Raw genomic sequence first — 18,777 nt, 5'->3', positions numbered from 1 at the left:
AACTTAGGCCCGACTTGGTCCCGACTCGATCTTCTGCCTGCGCGCGTGCTTCTCAATGCAACGCGGGAACGTGAGAATGTTCGGTAAAAATCCGGGCAAACTCTAAACCCGAAAAATATCGACCTTGGTCTCCAGGCACTTTCGCAGGCTCAGATCGTTCGCGCCCACCTCGAACCAGCCGCCAGGCTTCTGGTAAAAATCCAGTCCGCGCCCGATCTTGATGACCCAGCCGTTATCCAGACGGATCTCGCGGTCATGGATGTTCGGATTGAGCTTCACCTCCAGTTCGACATCCAGCTCCAGCAGGCTCTGCTTCAGCTCATCGAGTTTTTCGGCGATGTCGGCCAACTGTGTTTTGTCGTCGTAACCGGTGATCAAGTTGATTTTCTTTACCGTATCGGCCTTTAGCACCGTCTCGCAGAAGCGCACGAAATTCTGAATCTGGTGTTGCAGCCGGATGTACGGGTCTTCGATGACGACGGTCTTCGCACCCTGCAGATAGGGGCCAAGGATGGATTCATAGCTGTAGCCGGTATCGCCATAGAGGATGGTGAAGTGCTGTTCCTTGAGTTCGACCGATGGTGGGGTCAGCGCCGTAGGCGCAGGAGCCACCTGTATCGGCGTCGCCGGAGCTTCCACGACTGCAGCAGGCGCCGGCTGTGCGGAGAGCTGCACCTCGACTGCCTCAACGGGCTGCTCACCTGCCTGATTCAAACGACGGCGCGCTGGCTCTTGCGTGGCCGGTGCATCCTTCGATTCCGGGCAGAACACCACCACTTCCTCACCACTGGCCTTGAAGTAGGACAGATTGATGCGCGCGAACTCGTCATCCGGCTTGCGCTTGTTCATTTGTTCTTTGACGCGGCGGCGGCACTCCGTCGCGTAGGCCACGTATTCCTCGAACTCCTCGTCCGTTGGCGGCCCATTCGGATGCAGCACCTTCAAGAATGCGCAGACGGTTTTCTTGATGCCTTTCTCGTCGCGCCCCTCAATCGATTTCCCGAGTCGAATGCGCTTGCTGACCTCCTCATACCGGTTTGTGTGCTTGAACTGGTAGTGGAAGGCTTCCGCCAGGTAGTCGGTGATGAAGCCGTAGTTGCTGGTCAGGAACTCGCTGCTGTTCTTGGGCATCTCCCAACCTGGGATATACGCGGCGAAGCGATCCATCACCGCCAGATCGAGTTCCGGCGGCAAGGGCTGAAACAGGTCGTGCTCGTTGGAGTTGACCACCTGCTGCACCGATACGTCGATGTTGCCGACAAAGCTCAAGCTGGCATCGGCGATCACCTCGGCTCCGCGCGAAAAGCGCCCATTGGCCATGAAGTCCTTCATGATCTGGATGGTGTCCGGGTCGCGCACCTTGATGCCGCCGACTTCATCAAAGGCGACCGTATCCCAAAACCCAACCAGGCCCACCTTGCGCCGCGCGTTGTTGTAGAACAGGGTGGCCTTGGTCGCCTGTCCGCCTGAAATCAAGGTGGCGTAGGGCGAGAACTCACTGAAAAAATAGGATTTCCCCGTGCCGCGCGGCCCCAGCTCGATGTAGTTGAAGTTGGGTTCCACCAGCGCTGCCAGCCTGGCGATGAAATGCATCTGCACGCGCTTCGACAGCTTGCCGGGCTCCAAGCCGACGGAGCGCAGTACAGCCGCCAGCCATTCGTCGCGCGTGAACGCAGCGCGACCCTCGGCATAGCGCTCAAAATCGAATCGCGTCAGTTGGATAGGCCGCAAGTCCTCGATGGAGAATGCATAGTCATCCTCATCGATGTCGTTGTGCGCCAGGGTGACTTCGGCCCAGATGCCGCCTTCCAGCAGCCTGTCGTTATCCCGGTAGAACTTCTCGCCAATGGCGATGCGTTGCGAGTTGAAGTTTTCCAGCGATGCCCAGTGGCGCTTCTCCTTCTCGACATAGCGAACATGCACCTTGTCGATGAAGCGGTGCTTGCCCTTGGTGGCCACCTTGGACTGCGCAGCGTTGGCTTCATCTGGTCGAACATAGTTCTCCTGCAAGGAGGACAGCACGGCCTCCATGCCTGCATCCATCTCTGCCTGGTCATTGCTGGCGCAATATTTGGCGAGCAAAAACTCCAGGACGAAGGTCGGAACGTTGGTGCCTTTCTTGATTCGATGCAGCAAATCCTTGCGTAGCACCTTGCCGTCGAACGTGGCGTTCAGTTTTTGGTCGAGTTCGTCCATAGGGCTCATTCCGTGTAGTCGGTTTCAAGCGCCAGATTGCTGTAAGCGGCCAAGGTCGTCGGGTTCAGCGCCACCACCTTGAACTTGCCCCTGAACTCCTCATCCATGCGCAAGGCAATCTGCTTACGCTGGTTCGGCATCAAGGTCAGGGTTCGCGTCGCAGGGTTCACCTCGCCACCGGGGCGCGGCTCACCCACGACATTGCCTTTGCTGTCCTGGGCTTCCAGCAGAATTTCCACGCTCATGTCTTGCGTGAACATGTCATCGGAGACCAGGGTCACCTCAATCACGGGCAGGAAGGTGGTGATGCGCTTGGCGCCGTTCTTGTAGCTCAGCTCCACCAACACCTTGCGCGGCTCAGCATGGGTTCCGCCATCCAGCCGGGCGACCAGCACCGGAACAACCGCCTCCGCTAGCGACGCCCCGCCATGAAAGTAAAGATGGCCAGAGCGGTACGGCGCCATGCTGCGCGGCAGCGCCACCTGCGCAAAGTCGCCGCGAATACCGACCTTGTCAGCGCCAACAATCAGACTGTGACTGTCCGACGTGCCGTTGCCCAGCATCATGCGGTCATGGGCATTCAGCCATTTCCCCTGCGGTTTCACGCACACATCGCCAGCTTCCGCTTGGGCATTCAGGAAGAAACCGTGATCAGTCACGATGACCGCCTCTTTGAACCCCATGCCGCGCAGCTTGTGCAGTGCCACGCGAATGAGCTTCAAGGTGCCGGGGATCAGCCCCAAGGTGGTCTCGGGGTTGCTTTCCAGTTGGCTGTCGATTTCCGTAGAACGCAGCACCAGCAGATCGACGGTCTCGGCGATCTTCGGCTTGCCGCGAACAAAGTCGCTCAGCGGCATTTCCTCGAAGCGATCGCCATAACGCTTGGCCAACACACCCATGCGCTGTACCACGTTCCCCACGGATTCGCCGTCTAGCTTGGGCACCAGTCCATCGTTCTCCAGCGCCAGGGCCAGCCCTGTGCGAGCATTGGGCAACAAGCTGGCCATGCCGACCAAGGTGATGGTGGGCAACTGTGCATAGGCCACCTGCAATTCAACAGGGCCGTCCTCAGTCAGCAGCTTTTCAAGCGCCACGCCCAATTCGTAGCGCAGGGCGTCCACCATCAAATACGCCACCTTGCGGCCGCGCTCCTTAAGGCGGTCGGCCACTAGGCGATCAAACACATCGGCGTTGGCCAAGCGTCCGGCTGGCGGCCAGCCGGACGTCTCGATGTGCTTGACGAAGAGGCCCTGCACCTTCTCCGCCAAACGGCGATAGCGGGCACGCGCCTGACTGATGACCTCGTGCATCAGCCCGTGCGGATCGAGAAAATCACCTGCGGCCTGCTCAAACTCGCGCTGCAGGCGATCCGCCTCGCGCAGGCTGTTCAGATAGAAGTCGATCAGCTCGGCCTGGGAGCGAGCGTGGTCAGGCAGCTGGCGCTCGAAGTCGTCGCAGGCTTCAACCAGGCTCAGCCCCGAGCGCACCAGTTCCCACTGCGCCTGGCTCTCGCCCATGCCCAGCCAGACCGAGCCTTTGTGGCGGGCCAACACGCGGCGCGTGGCATCGGTATCGTCGGTGACGATGCCTTTGATGGCCGTGCGCAAGAAGGTTCGTTCCTCGAAGGGGAAGGTATCGCGCTCGCCCAGGTCTTCCAGCGAACCACAGAGTTCCACCAGGTTGAGTTCCTTCTCTATGGCTTCTGCACGGTCGATATAGGCCGCTCGCGCTTTGGGATCATTGCGCAGCTGCTCGCACACACCTTCGACGATAGGCTTGGCCTCCGGCGGCGCGTGCGGCACACCACTCAAGGCATCCGGCAAGGCCGCAGGTAGATCAAAGACGAACTCGGAAAACAGCACATAACGCCACAGTTCATCCGCCAGCGCGCCCCAGCTCTTGCCGCGCGTCTTTACGCTCAGCCCCAAGGTGGCACGGAGAAAATCGCGCGCTTCCTGCCCCCAGCCTTCCTGCCCCTTGAGCGCTTCGGTCTGGTTGGCGCTGGGTGCCAGCAGCGCGGCCAAAATCTCGCGGCCAGACTCCACCCGCAACGTGGCGCGCAACTGGGGCCAACTGACGCCACCGCCGATGGCATCGATCACCGCAAAAGTCGGCCCAGCGGGAGACGTGGCGAACACCTGGCGTATCTCGGTCGCGTGATCCGGCCTGGCGCGCAGGCACAGGCTCAGGTATTCGTCGCCATCGTCTTGCGGGAACACCGCGCCGCATTCTGCGTACAAGGCGAAGGGGTCAGCCTGCTTCTGTTCATCGGTTTCGGGGCGCTGGGTGGGCACATAGATCAACACCGCTTCCAGCGCAGCCTTGCCCACTTCGCGAAGCGCCAGTAGGGCCGCCTCGCGGCTTTCGATGCTGCTGATCGATGCATCCACCACCCGAAGCTGGTCGCCCGCCAGATCGAAGCATTGTTCGCGGTAGCGGCGGTCTGCGTCGTACACCACCAGGCAGCCCGCTTGCTTCAGGCGCGGTCGCAGCACGCTCTCGCGAATGAACTCGGCAATGCTCATACGCCTGCCCCCAAGCGCTCGTGTTTGTGGATCATGGATTCACCTCTATTGTTTTGCGGCGCACAAATAGCCGCTTCATGCGCAACAAAGTCGCTTGTATCGCACCCGTGCGCATCAAAATGCATCCCGCCCTTCGGCAATGTTGAGCAGCGCCGGGAAGCACAGCGTGGCCGCCCGCCGGCCGCTGGCCTCTACCAGTGCCCGCAGCACACCGGCGTCGCGCAGGGCAGGCAGCATGCGCTTGGCGGTAGGCTCTGGAATGCCACTGCTGGCCACAAAGTCCGAACTCTTGAAGATCGGCCGCTCAAAGATCCAGTCCAGGGCATGGATGGCGTACTGCGAGCGCGTCAGGTCGGCCAACTCGCGCTTCATGCGCTCATACAGCGCCAGAATGTCAGCGGCCTTGTTCTGGTTCTCTTCGGCCTGGGTCTTGATGGCCTGCAGAAAGAAGCGGCACCAGCCCGTCCAATCGCCATCGCGCGACACCGCCAGCAGGCGCTCGTAATACTCATCGCGGTGCGCCTCCAGAAAGGCGCTCAGGTAAAACATCGGTCGTTGAATCACCGCGTTCTGCCACAGAAACAGCGGCACCAGCATGCGGCCCAGGCGGCCATTACCATCCAGAAACGGATGCAGCGCCTCGAACTCCGCATGCACGATAGCCAGTTGCACCAGTCGGTCGGGCGCATCGATGTGCAGATAGCGCTCCCAGGCGCTCATGGCATCAGGCAGTTTGTCCGCGCCAATCGGCACAAAGCGCGCCTGTTCTACGGTGCAACCCGCCGGGCCAATCCAGTTGGGAATGCGCCGGTACTCGCCGGGCGATTTGCCCTGGCCACGCACGCCGTCGAGCAGCACCTTATGCGATTCACGCACGACCCGCTGCGACAGCGGCACCGTCGCCAGCATTTTTTCCGCCATGCGCATCGCAGCGCGGTAGTTGAGCACCTCGCGGATATCGTTGCGCCGCGCCTCGCTCAACTCGGGCGCACCGCCTTCGGCCTCGAACTCCAGCACCTCGCCCATGGTGGCCTGGGTGCCTTCGATGCGCGAAGACAGCACGGCTTCTTGCGTGGTCAACGGCGACAGCAGCACCGCCGCATTGGGAATAGCGGCCAGCGTACCGTCGTAGCGCGCCACTGCCGCCGAGGCAGGCCCCAGCAGCGGGATCAATTGCGGCCACTCCAGCTCGGCCGGAGGAAACGCGCCCAGGTGGTAGTGAACGGTCGCCATCAGGCCTCTCCCTTCTTCTTGCGCGTTTTCTTCGGTACAGCCTGCTTCAAACGCGACCGCCGCACGCTTTCCTGGATGAATTCAGAGATGCTCATACGGTAGCCTCCGCGCTATCCTTGTTATTGGCTAGGTGAGTAGCCCACAACGTCTCAAGCGCGGGACTGCCTCCCTCGGTGAGCAATGTCATCGCTGCAACAACCAGGTTGGCGCGATCACGCAAGAACTCGTTGAAGTCAGCGGCCAGTTTTTGCTTGAACGCAGCACCTTCCATTCCTGCGTAATGCGCCTTGGAAAGCAAGTCGAATGAAATCAGGTGGGACTTCAAACGCTCTCGAACGACGTTTTCATCGGCCCACTGAACACGCTCTTGCAAGTAACCCAGCGGATCTTTGCGGCCGATCATCCGATTGGTCTTCCAAGTAATAAGCGCGCAGTTCAGCGCCAGGTAACTTGGGATTTCAGCCTCCGAGAGCAATGCATCCGGAAATACATGGTGGTACTCGCGTTTCTGAATGCTGTCGTAGGTTGCCGTCTTGTGGTCTGCGAAGTCGATCGCCCCAAGATAGGTCGTTACCGCCAAGATCGCGCGAGCTTCTATACCCGCCGCCTTTGGCCAGCCGGCAGCCATCAATGAGTCCACATCTGCCAGCGGGAATTCCGAGCGATTCAGCGCAGGCACCGTCGTCAACTCGGCATCGGTAAAACCAGGATTTTTCAGCAGTGCCTTGATGGCCTTGAAGTCGGCAAATGCACGAGATGCTGCTGTATTCTCATAGCGGTCAGTAAAGAATGCCGACCAGAGATAGCGACGCAGCAGCTTCTCCGCTTTGGCTAGGAAATCACCGTGATCCGGGATCAGCTCGTAAGCAGCAGCAATGACTGCCAGAACCGCATTTGTGGGCAACCGAGCTTCGTCGAACACACGCTGGCTGTCCAAGAAAGACGCCATTCGCTCAAGCCCACGCTCCAGCTTCGGCCAGTTGGCCAGCAATTGCTTCTTGTCCATCTCGATCATGCCGCGCGTGTTGGGCAGCTTTTCCTGCAGCAACGCAGAGGTGGACAAGATGAGGTCGGACACATTGCCATAACGCCCGGCCGTCGGGCACTTGTCCGTCAGGCTGGCTTCAAGCGCGTGGAGGGACTTCTCGGCCACGCTCTCCACTTCTGCCACGATGATGTCGTACAGAGAAAGTGGTTTGCTATTGGTGTTCATGTTGATGAACACCTGTAATGCCACATCCTTGCTGGTATCCGCTGGCAACGAAAGGTAGGGCAGATTGAAGTGCGTCACCCGCTCGCGCAGCGTGGTGATCTCCCCGAGCAGCCCTTTCTTGAATTCGCCGAACTTTTCGAGCTTGGTAAAAGCATCGTCTTCAGTAGGCAGTGGCTTCAATGGCTTGGCGGCCTCATCCAGCCACTGCTCAATAGACTTCGAGAGGTCGCCTGGTCGAAGCAGCGACACCGGAACCAAGCCACGCTCCAAGCACTTGGCGGGTTCCTCGGCCCAGCGCGGCATCCGCAACTGATGCTTGTTGACCCAGCGTGGAATACAGCGAATCTCCACCTCCGAACCCGATTTGCTCTCCCCACGATCAAACTGCGGCAGATATACGAAAAACGTTTCCCACTCGTAGTTGTTGTGTAGCGAGCGCCAGAAAGCAGTGAGCCGTTGTTGACCGTCCAAGAGGTGCTGGGTCACTGTGCCAGGCGTCGCTGGGGCGGCACTTGCGATGTGGCGCGACTCGAATTTTTCCAGTCCAGCCACTTCAAGCGCCAGTGTCACACCCACTGGTAGGTTATTGATGATAGTGTTTAGAAAGCTGGTAATGCGCCCACGATCCCAGGCCTCAAAACGCTGGAAGCGCGGTAGTTTGACCATGCCTTGTTGTATGTGTTGAAACCACACGCCCAAGGTTCTGTCCTGGGCCTTGCTCGATTGCTGCATGATGCTCATTGGATTTTTCCTTCCCAGTGTCTGGTGTGAAGGCCGAGCCGAGGAGGAAGTGATGGGATGAACTGATTCAACTTCTCCACATCACGCCCACCAAACCAGCGCAAGGAATATTCTTTTCCATCAGAAAATTGCTCGGCTCCAGACATCTCTTCATAACGCAGAGGCGATGGATAACGGCCAGCCCACTCAGCACACCTCGATAAGCGCCTAAGAAGATCCTCTTCACCGTCCTCAAGATGAAGATTGACCTTGACAGCCAGCTCGAACAAATCGTGTGTTTTCAGCTCGGATGGGAAGCACTTTCCAGACTTCACTCCGCTCGCTACACATAATTTGAAATCGCTTTTGTATTGGGAACTGCCAGCCTGTATCAGTGCCGCTTTAAGAAAGTTTTCAACGCTAAACGACATCAGCATGAAGTACGTGCCCAGGAAATGGTCGGGAACGTGTTCTGCGTGCTTGCCTTCTGACTTGTTTCGCCAATAGCTCCAAAGCTCTTGGATTCTCGACTCGAGCAGCTTGGCGGATTCAAACAGATCAATACCTTTCTGAATCCACTTGGCTGAGCTAAACGCAGTGGATTCAAAGGTGGAGCGATGAACCGCACTCCAGTCGACGACATTACCTCCTGTTTTCGGCTGGCTCATTCATCGCCTCCGGTCTTCTTTCTGCCGCGCGTCTTCTTCGGCGCTGCCTCCGGCTCGATGTACAAATCCTCCAGCCCATGCGCAATAGCGAGACTCTTGTCGGTCTTGCACTTCTCGCGCACGCGCTCCGGCCAATAGTTCATGGCCAGGTGTGCCCAGTCATAGTCGCCTTTTTCCAGCTTGCCCCAGGTGTCTTTCAGCACCCTCTGCCATGGTTTGTGGCGGAACAGCGGCCACAGCGGAGCGGCGCTGATCTGCACGCCGTCGTCGTGGTTGGGCTTGTAGGTTGGCGCGAGCTTGAGCAGGGTGTCACGCAATTCGATCAACTCCAGCTCGAAAGCTTGCAACGTCTCGAACTGCTTTTCGTCGTCACGGGTCCGAGCAGAACCCTTGTTGCGCAGAGCCGTCACATCGGCGCCGACTTGTTTGAGCTTGGGCTCGATGAAGTCGTTGATGGCGGTGTACAGCGTTTGGCTGGTCAAGCTGGGGTAATAGACCCACAGCGTGTAGCTGCAAGACGTGGTGGACAGCGGCCAGTAGATAGGCGCTTTGCGGCGGCTCTTGGAGTAGCGCTGCAGATGGAAGGGGAAGAAGTCGCGTTGGAGCCAGCGACGCACGTCTTCCGGCACCGCGACATCCACGCGAGCCAACACCTCCTCCACCAGACGCGCGAGGTCATGGGGATGGCCTTGGTCGTCCACCAGGATGCCTTCGTGCACATGGAAGGGCGCGGCCCCGTCCGGCAGCATGCCTGGGCTCTTGGCAGGAAGTGGGTCAAATGGATCTGGCTCAGGAGGCGCAGATCTCTCAAGTGTCGCTAAGCGCAAGTCAAATCGACCAAAGCCGACACCTACGCACCACGACAGGAGATTTCCTTGGTCAGATGTGTTGTCACCCGATTCTTCTTCAAGATCGTCAGCGTCCGCTTCCTCGTCTGCCTCGATTGAGGAGTCAAGGCTAGATTCTTCTTTGTTCCCAAGCTTGATGGCGTTTTGGTCGTCTTCGCTGATTTCATAAAGTTCGAATGCGATTGCATCGATTTTCTCCTGAATTCCTTCAAGCTCGCTTACTAGGGCTGAGATTGAAAATTCTCCCACTCGACCTCGAAGCAACGCAGGCAACAAAAATGCGTGAGAAATTTCGTTGACGGTATCCAGTGTCCTCTTTATCGATATTGCTCTTTTTGCAGGTTCATCCAACGCGGATGCACACTGAGGGAAGTTCTTTGGAACCGGCGTCTTGCAAAGCGTCCCATTATCAAATTGTGGATGGCCGAACCTTCCAAGCATGCACTTGACCAAGAAATCGAAAGCTGACGAGGAATAAAGACCTGCAATCCGGAAAAGATCCTCTCGTCGACCATAGATCCCACTCCCTCTAACGCTAATAATTGCCCCCTCTGGCATAGGCATAACAGCGAGCCGATGAAGTCGCCGAGGATAAGTGAGGCCAGCTTGAAAAAAGTGATTCTTGGCGGACTCATTCAGCATCCAAATGTTGGATCGAACGCCACCCGCTGTATTCAAATTATGCCAATACTTAATACCATTCCCGAACCAGTCCACTAGCAGCGGTATGTCCGCGTAGAACGGTGAAAATTCGCCTCCTTTCGGATACAGTACCCAATATCGCTCCGAATTGATTTCGTCGGCGCGCGAAGCCACTCTTGATGATTCAATTTCCCAATAGGTTCTGACAAACCGAAAATCATCCGCCGTTGCAAGCCCCTGTTTAACGGTGCGACCATCTCCCTCGTATATTGGAAGCTTTGAAAATAGCGCTCGAATCTTGTCACTGACCCAGTAGGCAAACGGGCTACCCGGTATCTGTTTGAAAGATTCTGGATCAACGTCGAAAACCTTCTTGTCATCGACATTGGCGATGGCATTAAGCAATGCGCTACGTTTGTCCTGCGCCTCAATCAGGCGAATAAAGATCGTCATTATTGTTTCTCCAGAACATATGCAGCAGCTTCTACCATTGCATCATCCATTACGCCCATACCTAAGTCGGCAAGCACAATTGGATTTGCCGCATCGAGAACAGTGCTTTCTCTCCATTTCTTGAAACTAGAAAGGAAGAAACAGGTGCGTGACGTAATTGCGCCGAGCATGCCGTTTGATCTAAGCAGGTCCAATCCGCGCTCAACAAAAACCGCTAGCAAGTCATTCTTCGACTTCGCGTAACTCTTGTTTATTAATTCTTTTACGCCCAGGCTGACTGCCCCGAAGGGGGGGTTCATCACCACCACATCGAACACTTCTCTGCATAGATCGATAAGCCGCAATCCTTGCAGGGCATCCTGTGCAAAAAGACGTCCTTGGTAAGTCGATTTGGCAGCCTGGGCAAATTCGGTGAGTGCCTCACGCAGCCTTGCCTCTGCTTGCTGCCAGTTCTCCTGCTCCTGTTGGGCAAACAAGCCAGTACCCTTGCCGACATAAATCTGACGAATCAAATGTGGCAACTCGCGCTCGACCTGAAGCAGCACTCCTAGCTCCGGCAGGCCCTTGAGCAGTTGCAGGGTCTTCTCGAACAGCTCGGCATCGCGCTGATCGAGGTTGGCGGCAAACTGCTGGCGCAGCTCACGCTCTGCCGGCGGCGCAATGGCGGCAACTACATGGCCTCGCCCAATCGGCGGGCGGTCTTTGGCCTTCACACCGGCATCGTGCCAAGCGCGCTGCGCTCGCAGCCACAGCGCCAACGAAGCTATCTGCGCAGCGCGCGGATCGATGTCCACGCCATAGATGTTGTGCTCGATGATTAGGCGTGGCACGTCGCGCAGATATGCCGCCTCATCGTCGTAGGTTTGGCTCAGTGGCTTGAGTGCTGCCTGAGGTTGAGTCGATACATCCAGCGAACCGGGCCCCTGCTGCTGCTCCCAAGCCCAGGCTTCGCGGTAGATCTCGGCGAACAGGTCGAAGGCATACAGGCCGAAGTGCATGGAGCCGCAGGCCGGGTCCAGCAGCTTGAGGGTGCGCGGGTCACGCAGCTTTGTGGCGGCTTGTGGCGTTTCGTCCGGCTTCACCAGCAGGTACTGGCAGCGATCGCGCAGGCCGGTGGCCCCGCCCTTGGCGTTGAACCAGAGGCGCCCGAGGGTGTTGTCCACCAGAAACTCGACCACGTAGCGTGGCGTGAAGAACTGGTTGCGAACGGCCAGTTCGCGGCTGTTGCGCGGTGCCTGGCTGGCATCGCGCATGGCTTTGCGCTCTTCTTTCGAGTTGAAGTACTGGTAGATCCAGCCGATGGTTTCATCCTCGCTCCACAGCGGGGCGATGTCGGCATCGTTGATCAGGGTCAGCACTTGCAGCAGTGCGGCCTCGCGCGGGAACAGGCGGCCCTGCGGTGAGTAGCGGTCGAACAGGCCGGGCAGGTCTTGGGCGAGCTCATCGAACACGCTGAACAAGTACACGCGGTAGGCATCGCCGGTTTCGCCCAGGCCGGTGCCAGCCAGGCGCGCATAGAGTTGAAAGCCCTTGGCCTGGAAGCCGTTACCCACCGATTCCACCAGCAGGCCGCGAGCCTCCGCCATGCGCAGTGCGGCCAGGCGGTTGAGCACTGTGAAGGCCTGCTCGCGCACGATGCGATCCAGACCCTGGGTGGCATTCATGTCGCCGCTGGCGGTGTAGTGCGCCAGGGTATCTCGGAGGATACGAGCGGTTTCACGCTGGGCGTCGTTGATGTGGCGCAGGCTGGCCAGCTCCGCCACAGTGCCCGCGTTCGGGTCGAGCCCATAGTCGTTCTGCAACTGACGGGTGAATTCTTCTTCCAGCACCCGGCGCGCGTCGTTGACGAAGCGCTGCAGGCGGTTTCTGGTGGTTTGGTCAAAAGCCATCAATCGATTCCTATTGTTCTGTGCCTGCTTGCAGTGAACCGGGCGCTTGCCAATCCAGGCCAAAGTGAGCGCGCAGGCTCTCGATGGCGGGCGGCAGAGCGCCGTCGCAGGTCACGCCCAGGTAAGTGGCCGCGCGCGTGGTGCCCACGTACAGGTATTTGTCGAACAGTGCCGGGTGCTTTGCGGCGAGCTGGTCGATGCCCACGAAGAACACGGCTTCGAACTCCAGGCCCTTGATGTGCTGGATGTCGAAGACACGCACGTTGCCTTCTTGGCCCACCGTTCGCCCATCCGATGCGATCACCGGTATGTTGTGCTCGGCCAAGGCGGCATTCAGCGCTTCTGCCACTGCGGGAACGTCGTCTTGTGAATTTACAAAGATGGCGGTGGACGGCAGTTGGCCGACGAAGCGCTCGATCTCACGAATACGGTCGGCCAGCCAACTGATCACGACTTCAGTTTCGCTGGCGTACTCAAGCAGCGCAGGCGCTACGCCGCCACTGTCCACATGGACGGGCATGCTGACGCTTTGTTCGGTGCCGCCGACGGCGCGGATCATGGCGCGCGCCAGATCGTTCAGTTGCTTGCTTTGCCGGTAGGAGACGGTGATCTCCTTGATGTCGAAGTCGGCAAAGACCCACTTCATCTCGTCGGCAGATCGCGCACCCCAAGTGGTCAGGCGTTGGTTGAAGTCGCCGCATGCAAAAAACGAGCGCAGCTGTGGATGCGCCAGGGCTGCCATGCAGGCGAGCTGGATGGGCGAGAAGTCGGTGGCCTCATCTACCAAGACCTGGTTGCGGTAATGGCCCAAGATGGGCTGAAGTGCAGACCAAGCGGGGCTGTCGATATCCCGCAAAACGTTGGGCCGGCTGATCAAGTCGCCTGCGGCGCGCAGGATGGCGAGCAGGACAATGTCCAGTTCGAGCGAGTGGATATCGCGGGCTTCGAAGCCTTCGTTGCGATACCAGCTTTGGGCTTGTTGGCGTTCGCGCCGGAACGCACGGTAGCGCTTGGGAATGCCGTCGAGATAACGTTTAACCGGGTTCGCGAAGCGGCGCGCGTTGGTCTGCACCAGCAAGCTCGCACCTACTTCGGCGCGGTCGGCCTCCGTCAGGCCACGATCGGCCAGCCATTCGATGATCTTGCCGTTGCGTGACGTTTTGCTGACCGTGCGCTTTGAGACCGAGGCCCTGGCTTGGGCACGCACGGCTTGGTTGTACGCTGCCACAACCTTCTCTATAGGGGTCTTGGCGGGGCTGGATTCGTCCTCTTCCTCGTCCTGGTCATCGTCACCTTCAACAAGACTAGTTTGCTGCAAGCTATCAATAAGCTTCCCTAAGCTCCCAACAAAGGTCTTGTCCCGATTTAACTGAAGATTCAAGGATTCCCTCAACTTCTTGTCTGAGGTTTCCTTCAGGCTCGCGACGAGCGACTGCACTTTGGGAAGTTCGGCTGCCAGCGCTCCGAAGGTGGACGCCAGCGCGCCGTCGCCCGCTTGCGCCAGGATGCGGTGCAGCCGCTCGCCCAAGCTCTGGACGTCTGGCGCCTTGGCTTCGCGGAGCATGTTGGCCGCTTCATGCAGCTCTTGCACATAGGCGTTGCGCTGCCACGTGTTGAAGTCGTCGAACCACTGGATCGGACGTTCCAGCGCCTCCTCACTCAGGCTCGGTAGATCGTCTTTCAGGACAAAGCTACCGCCACCCGATGCGGTTCTGAGAACGCCGAAAGCGTTTCTGGCCAGTTCGCGCCGGTAGTCCTGCCAGGTTCTGATACGCAAATCAGAGGCGGGAACGCCTTCACGTGCAAAAGCCTCCTTGAGGTACTGCTTGAGCAATTCGGTGGGCGTGAACATCAGCCAGCTGTTGGCGTGGGCGACACCCTGGGCGGTAGCCACCATCTCGACCAAGCGCTGTTCACCTTCTTCCAGGAAGGCGGTGTCGAGCTTCTGACCCAAGCGACGGATCAGGGTCGTCGTTTTACCCGTGCCGGGCGGGCCAAGAATCAGCAAGCGCTTGTCGAGGGGAAGGCGAAAAATCTCATCCTGGTATTGATCCAGAACGGGCTGATCGCGCAGTCCCATCTTGGTGATGACACTGCGGCGCACGCCGTCGATGATGTTGGCCTTGACGGTTTCCTCAGCCAGCAGTTGACCCAGGAGGTCTTCGGTGACCTCTTCCCCGACAACCTCAGTCAGGAGCGCTCGCAGCGACTCGATGGTGAGTGGGCCGAAATGCTCGGTCTCCACCACGGTATCGCGCGAATCCCAACCATCGGCCAGCGCCGCGGGTCGCAGATGGGCGCGCTCAAGAACCTCGACGACATCGCCGTTCGGCAGGGTGAACTCGGTTCCTACTGTCAGGGAGGCCAGCCGGCCGACTGGTGCGCGGTAGCTGGCCAGGTTGGGAAAGCCCGCTATGGGTGTCGTGCGGCAGATGTAGTAGGTGCGTTCTTCACCTTCCTCGTCCGCGACGACAACACGAGCAATCGCTGGCTCCCTTTCCAGCACAGAATAACTGTCTCGATTCGCCTGATTGATCTGATCTAGACGCTGCACCGCCGAGCTGGACGTCATGGTGTTGATGCTCGCGAGGGCATCGGAGCCGAGCGTTCTTCCGTCGAGTAACTTGCTCTTTGCCGCTGCAGCGATGCTGTCAAGCTGGGTCAGTGCCTCCTCTGCAAGGTGCTCGATGTGTTGCCTGGATTCACTGGTCACTTCCATCCTTGACTCCCACCTGTTCCAGGTTGATCACTGACCACCAAAGAGACCTCGATCTCGGAGTAGAGGCCAAGCTGTACCTTGATTTCATTGAGCTGTTGGATCAGCGCGTCGATGTCTGCCGCCGAGGTCATCTTCACCGGCACAGCGATTGACTTGGTGAGCTTGGCTGGGCCTTGCTCGCCAGTCTTGGCCCGTTCTTCCTCCATGCGCTGACGCAGGCGTTCCTGTCCCTGGCGCTGGATCGACCGCTTCAGATCGTCGAGGGTGCTGTTGATGTCGTAGTCGCGCGCCAGCAGCTTTTTGAGCCCGGCCAAATCCTGTGTGGCGGCCAGGGTGAGCCCGTCCAGCCGATTCACGGCGTTGCCACGTTCTTCCTGGGTGAGCTCTTCCCACTCGGGGATACGCTGCAGGTCCTCGACGCCTTCCTTCAAACGCAGCTTTTGCTGATCTGAGAGCGTGATGACGGCATCGCGCACCCGGCCCTTCAAGTGGGTTAGTTGCGAGTTGAAGTCTGCGCAGTGTTTATAGAAGTCTTCTTGGCCCAGGCGCTCTGACAGGGTTCCCAGGTCTTCGGCAAGTTCGCGGCGCAGTTCCCCAGGCACACCGGTATCGGGCAGTGCTTCGATATCGCGGCGATGGACTTGCAAGTCACGCAGCGTGGCGTCGAGCCCGTTGTCGAGCACGCGCTTGACTTCCAGCGCCCACTTGATGTTGTCGTAAATGGCGGAAGTTTCGGCACCCAAGCGCTGCGGCGCGTCGGAGGCATCGGTGAACAGAACGTCGGCAATGTCCTGGTTCAAGCTGCGGATGCGGTCACTGCCTGCCAGCCCAAGACCGCTGAGCTTTTCGGCCAGGGAGCCGTAGTCGTGCTGGAAGCGTGGAAAGTGCTTGGCCGCCGCCTTGCTGATTTCTTGCTCCAGCGGGATCACCATGTCGCCGACCAGCTCAGAGAGTCGCTCTGCCGCCCGACCGAGGGTTTCGATGGATGGGCGCTCGTCGCGAAGTGAAACGCCGATCTGCTTGAACGAGTTGTTGGTCTTCAGCGCATCGATGGCCTGTTGCCCAGCCGCTGTGACTTCACGCCCCGAGACTTTGAGCTTGATTTCACCGGCCATGAGCATGGCGGCCACGATGTAGCGCGTGGTGTCTGGCGACCAGCCGAACGGGTCACTGCTGAAGTCGTCCAGTAGGCGCTTGCCATCGACCGTGCCGCGCTTGTCGATGTAGTCGCGGATGCTGATCATCGCCTTGTGGTCGGTCTTGAAGGAGGCGCGGCCTGCCACGGTTTGCACCAGGCCGAGCGGGTCCAGCGTGCTGCTGATGGCTGCGGGGTTGGCAACTTTGAGGAATTTCTCGGCGGTGTCGGTGCCAGCGCGTACCGGCGCTTCGACGTAACGGTCGAACACCTGGTCGGCCACGTCGGAAAGCAGCTTCTTGGCGGCTTCCAGCAGATCGGCATTCAGCGCCGACACGGCAGTGGCCTGCCCCCGGAAGACAAATGAGCCGGCTTGCAGGGTTTGCTTGATCTTGCTTTGCAGTTGGGTGGCGAGCTTGGCAGCGCGGTCGAGCTGGCCGGCGCAGTAGTCCTTGACCTCTTGGTCGGGTTCGTTGCGGTGCAGCTCGGCGATGCGCTGGCAGCGATAGATTTCGTTGGCCAGGTCGTCGAGGTCGGCGTTGGAGCGAGCCAGAAGGCCGATGACGTTACGACCGGCGCGACTGCGGGAGTCGTCCAGCATCCGGTTCTTGGCGGCTTCGTAGTCACTGGCAGGCACCAGCTCTACGACGGTTTGGATGGCGTTGTTGTCGCCCGCCAGGCTGGTGGTGGCGCTACCGGCCTGAACCTTCAGGCCCGTAGCAACGGCCATCGTGCCGTGGAGGCTGACGCGGGGCAGCGGATCGAATGATTCGCGCAGTGCATCGTTGAAGATGCGCTTGACATCGACCGTGCGCAGCGCAATGGCACCGCGTTCTTGTTCGATGTCACGCAATTTTTCGCTGAGGAACACAAGGTTGCCGTCTTTCTCGCCCAGCGGGACATGCACGTCGCCCAGCATTTCTTCAACGGCCTTCTTGACCGTATCGAGCTGCGAAGCTGCGGTGACGGAAGGGTGCATCAAGCTGGCAACGTTCTGCACCGACACCGGCAGGTTGCCGAGGATTTGCAGCACGGCAACAGACTTGGCAATGTCCTGGTGGAGCGGCGAATCCGGGAAGCGAATCTGCACCTTGCCGACCGCCTGGTGGATGGACGTGAAGGCGCGGCGAATGTCCTTTTCCAGCTCGTCGTACAGGGTGACGGTGGTGGCGAGCCAACCCACGGGTTGATCGGCCATGGCCTTGGAGCCGCCTTCACCCTTGAGGACGTCCTGGATCACCTTGATCGCGGAGCGCAGGCCGATACCGCCAGTGGACTTGGCCAGGGCGCCCAGCAGGTGCAGCAAGATGTCGAAGTGCGCCGGCAGGAATGGGTAGAGATTGGTGAAGCTCTCTTTGCTGAAGTCGGCGTCGTAGTACTTGGCGTCTTGCAGCTTGGTGTTGTGCCGCAGTGCCTGACCGTGGGCCTCAAACAGCTTGCCAAGCTCGGTCTCGCCCGTTGGCGATTTGCCGAGCAAGCGGCGGTAACAGATCTCCTTGATGTCGCTCGATTCGAGGTCGATCTGGATCGGGAAGCGGTCTTTCAGCTTGTAGAGCTTGTCGGAGTTCAGTGCGGCGCGCGGGTCGTCTTCTGTCAGCGTCTGCTGAGCGGTAGAGATGATCCAGGCCTTGCCGTCGCCCAACCGTTTGAGGTTTTTGGCCAGACCATCGAGGTTGAGAATCAGGTTGTCACGTGAGGCGACGTACTGGCCGACTTCGTCGACGATGAAGATGATGTTCTGCTTGCCGCTCTTTTCGCGGACGATGTCGATCATCTCCTGCACGCGCTGGTCTTCGAACTGGAAGAAGCCCTCGGTGCTGGATGAAAAGGACTTGGTCTCGGGGAAGAGTGCCGGATACATCTCATGGGCGATCTTTGGGATCAGACCGTCGATGGCCAGCGGGTTGTTCTGCACGCGCGCCCAGGTGGCACCCGGTAGCGCCTGCGCGATGCGTTCATGCAGCTCGGGCGTGCGACCGTCCTTCTCGACCATGCGCTCGAAAGCAGCCACCTTGAGGTTGCGCGAGTAGCCAGCCCACTGCAGCACCTTGAAGTAAAGGACGGTGGAGACATCCTCCATCGTGGCGCCGGCAAGCATTTCGCTGGCCAGGTCGAGCATGACCACGGCGGCCGGAAAGCGCTTTGCAACAGTGCTGAGGAGCGCCTTGGTCTGTGGCTTGTGCAGGCGATCCTGCAGGTAGTTGATGAATGGTGTGCCGTCGATGGTGCGCTGATCATCGAATGCCAGGCCGAGGTACTTGGTGAACGAGCTCTTACCTGAGCCATAGAAGCCGGACACCCAAACGCCCACTTCGTTTTCGCCACCGGACTCCATTGCCAGCTGCATGCGATCGAGAAGCTTGCGGAATTGCTCCTCGATGCTCTCGGTGACCACGTATTCGGAGATTTCAGCCTTCAGACGGCCTTCTTGCGAGGCGCCATAGGTGATGACCTTTTCGATAGTCCGGTAGATGTCCTTGCTTGGATCGAAGAGTGAGCGGATCGTCATAGATTTGTCCCAGGATGCTTTTGTCTG

9 protein-coding genes are annotated in these 18,777 nt (G+C 59.0%); all 9 read right to left on the bottom strand.

The annotated features are described in order from the left end of the window. Positions 1–102: 102 nt before the first annotated feature. Complete coding sequence (gene brxL / locus KDH83_RS00300) at positions 103–2,196, bottom strand: BREX system Lon protease-like protein BrxL (protein WP_249204714.1); 2,094 nt, start codon at positions 2,194–2,196, stop codon at positions 103–105. A 5-nt stretch (positions 2,197–2,201) separates the two neighbouring features. Then, positions 2,202–4,721, bottom strand: coding sequence for a PglZ domain-containing protein (locus tag KDH83_RS00295; protein WP_212312054.1), 2,520 nt, complete (start codon positions 4,719–4,721; stop codon positions 2,202–2,204). A gap of 114 nt (positions 4,722–4,835) precedes the next feature. Next, positions 4,836–5,954, bottom strand: a complete 1,119-nt coding sequence (locus KDH83_RS00290) for a Fic/DOC family N-terminal domain-containing protein (RefSeq protein ID WP_212312052.1) — start codon at positions 5,952–5,954, stop codon at positions 4,836–4,838. Between the two features lie 91 nt (positions 5,955–6,045). Then, on the bottom strand, positions 6,046–7,908 hold the full coding sequence (locus tag KDH83_RS00285) for a DUF262 domain-containing protein (RefSeq protein WP_212312050.1): 1,863 nt from the start codon (positions 7,906–7,908) through the stop codon (positions 6,046–6,048). Continuing rightward, positions 7,905–8,555 carry a hypothetical protein gene (locus KDH83_RS00280; protein WP_212312049.1) on the bottom strand — a complete coding sequence of 217 codons (651 nt, stop codon included), beginning with the start codon at positions 8,553–8,555 and terminating at the stop codon, positions 7,905–7,907. Before KDH83_RS00280 ends, KDH83_RS00285 begins: the two co-directional genes overlap by 4 nt. After that, positions 8,552–10,498 (bottom strand): type II restriction endonuclease subunit M, encoded by a 1,947-nt coding sequence (locus KDH83_RS00275; protein ID WP_212312048.1) that lies wholly within the window; start codon positions 10,496–10,498, stop codon positions 8,552–8,554. Before KDH83_RS00275 ends, KDH83_RS00280 begins: the two co-directional genes overlap by 4 nt. Then, positions 10,498–12,387 (bottom strand): hypothetical protein, encoded by a 1,890-nt coding sequence (locus tag KDH83_RS00270; protein WP_212312047.1) that lies wholly within the window; start codon positions 12,385–12,387, stop codon positions 10,498–10,500. The genes KDH83_RS00275 and KDH83_RS00270 overlap by 1 nt, the downstream gene beginning before the upstream one ends. Before the next feature lie 10 nt (positions 12,388–12,397). Continuing rightward, positions 12,398–15,106, bottom strand: a complete 2,709-nt coding sequence (locus tag KDH83_RS00265; RefSeq protein WP_212312046.1) for an ATP-binding domain-containing protein — start codon at positions 15,104–15,106, stop codon at positions 12,398–12,400. Continuing rightward, complete coding sequence (gene brxC, locus KDH83_RS00260; RefSeq protein ID WP_212312045.1) at positions 15,097–18,750, bottom strand: BREX system P-loop protein BrxC; 3,654 nt, start codon at positions 18,748–18,750, stop codon at positions 15,097–15,099. Before brxC ends, KDH83_RS00265 begins: the two co-directional genes overlap by 10 nt. Between the last annotated feature and the right edge of the window lie 27 nt (positions 18,751–18,777).

This window comes from Achromobacter sp. Marseille-Q0513, assembly GCF_018195695.1.
GTDB lineage: Bacteria > Pseudomonadota > Gammaproteobacteria > Burkholderiales > Burkholderiaceae_B > Achromobacter.
The sequence above is the reverse complement of the archived record's forward strand: the minus strand, read 5'-3'. Positions and strand labels throughout refer to the sequence as shown.

What these genes read in the sequence shown, in the direction of transcription:
- KDH83_RS00290 (WP_212312052.1), bottom strand. Translation starts at nt 5,954, where the DNA reads ATGGCGACCGTTCACTACCACCTGGGCGCGTTTCCTCCGGCCGAGCTG.
- KDH83_RS00270 (WP_212312047.1), bottom strand. Translation starts at nt 12,387, where the DNA reads ATGGCTTTTGACCAAACCACCAGAAACCGCCTGCAGCGCTTCGTCAAC.
- KDH83_RS00295 (WP_212312054.1), bottom strand. Translation starts at nt 4,721, where the DNA reads ATGAGCATTGCCGAGTTCATTCGCGAGAGCGTGCTGCGACCGCGCCTG.
- KDH83_RS00275 (WP_212312048.1), bottom strand. Translation starts at nt 10,498, where the DNA reads ATGACGATCTTTATTCGCCTGATTGAGGCGCAGGACAAACGTAGCGCA.
- KDH83_RS00280 (WP_212312049.1), bottom strand. Translation starts at nt 8,555, where the DNA reads ATGAGCCAGCCGAAAACAGGAGGTAATGTCGTCGACTGGAGTGCGGTT.
- KDH83_RS00285 (WP_212312050.1), bottom strand. Translation starts at nt 7,908, where the DNA reads ATGAGCATCATGCAGCAATCGAGCAAGGCCCAGGACAGAACCTTGGGC.
- KDH83_RS00265 (WP_212312046.1), bottom strand. Translation starts at nt 15,106, where the DNA reads ATGGAAGTGACCAGTGAATCCAGGCAACACATCGAGCACCTTGCAGAG.
- brxC (WP_212312045.1), bottom strand. Translation starts at nt 18,750, where the DNA reads ATGACGATCCGCTCACTCTTCGATCCAAGCAAGGACATCTACCGGACT.
- brxL (WP_249204714.1), bottom strand. Translation starts at nt 2,196, where the DNA reads ATGGACGAACTCGACCAAAAACTGAACGCCACGTTCGACGGCAAGGTG.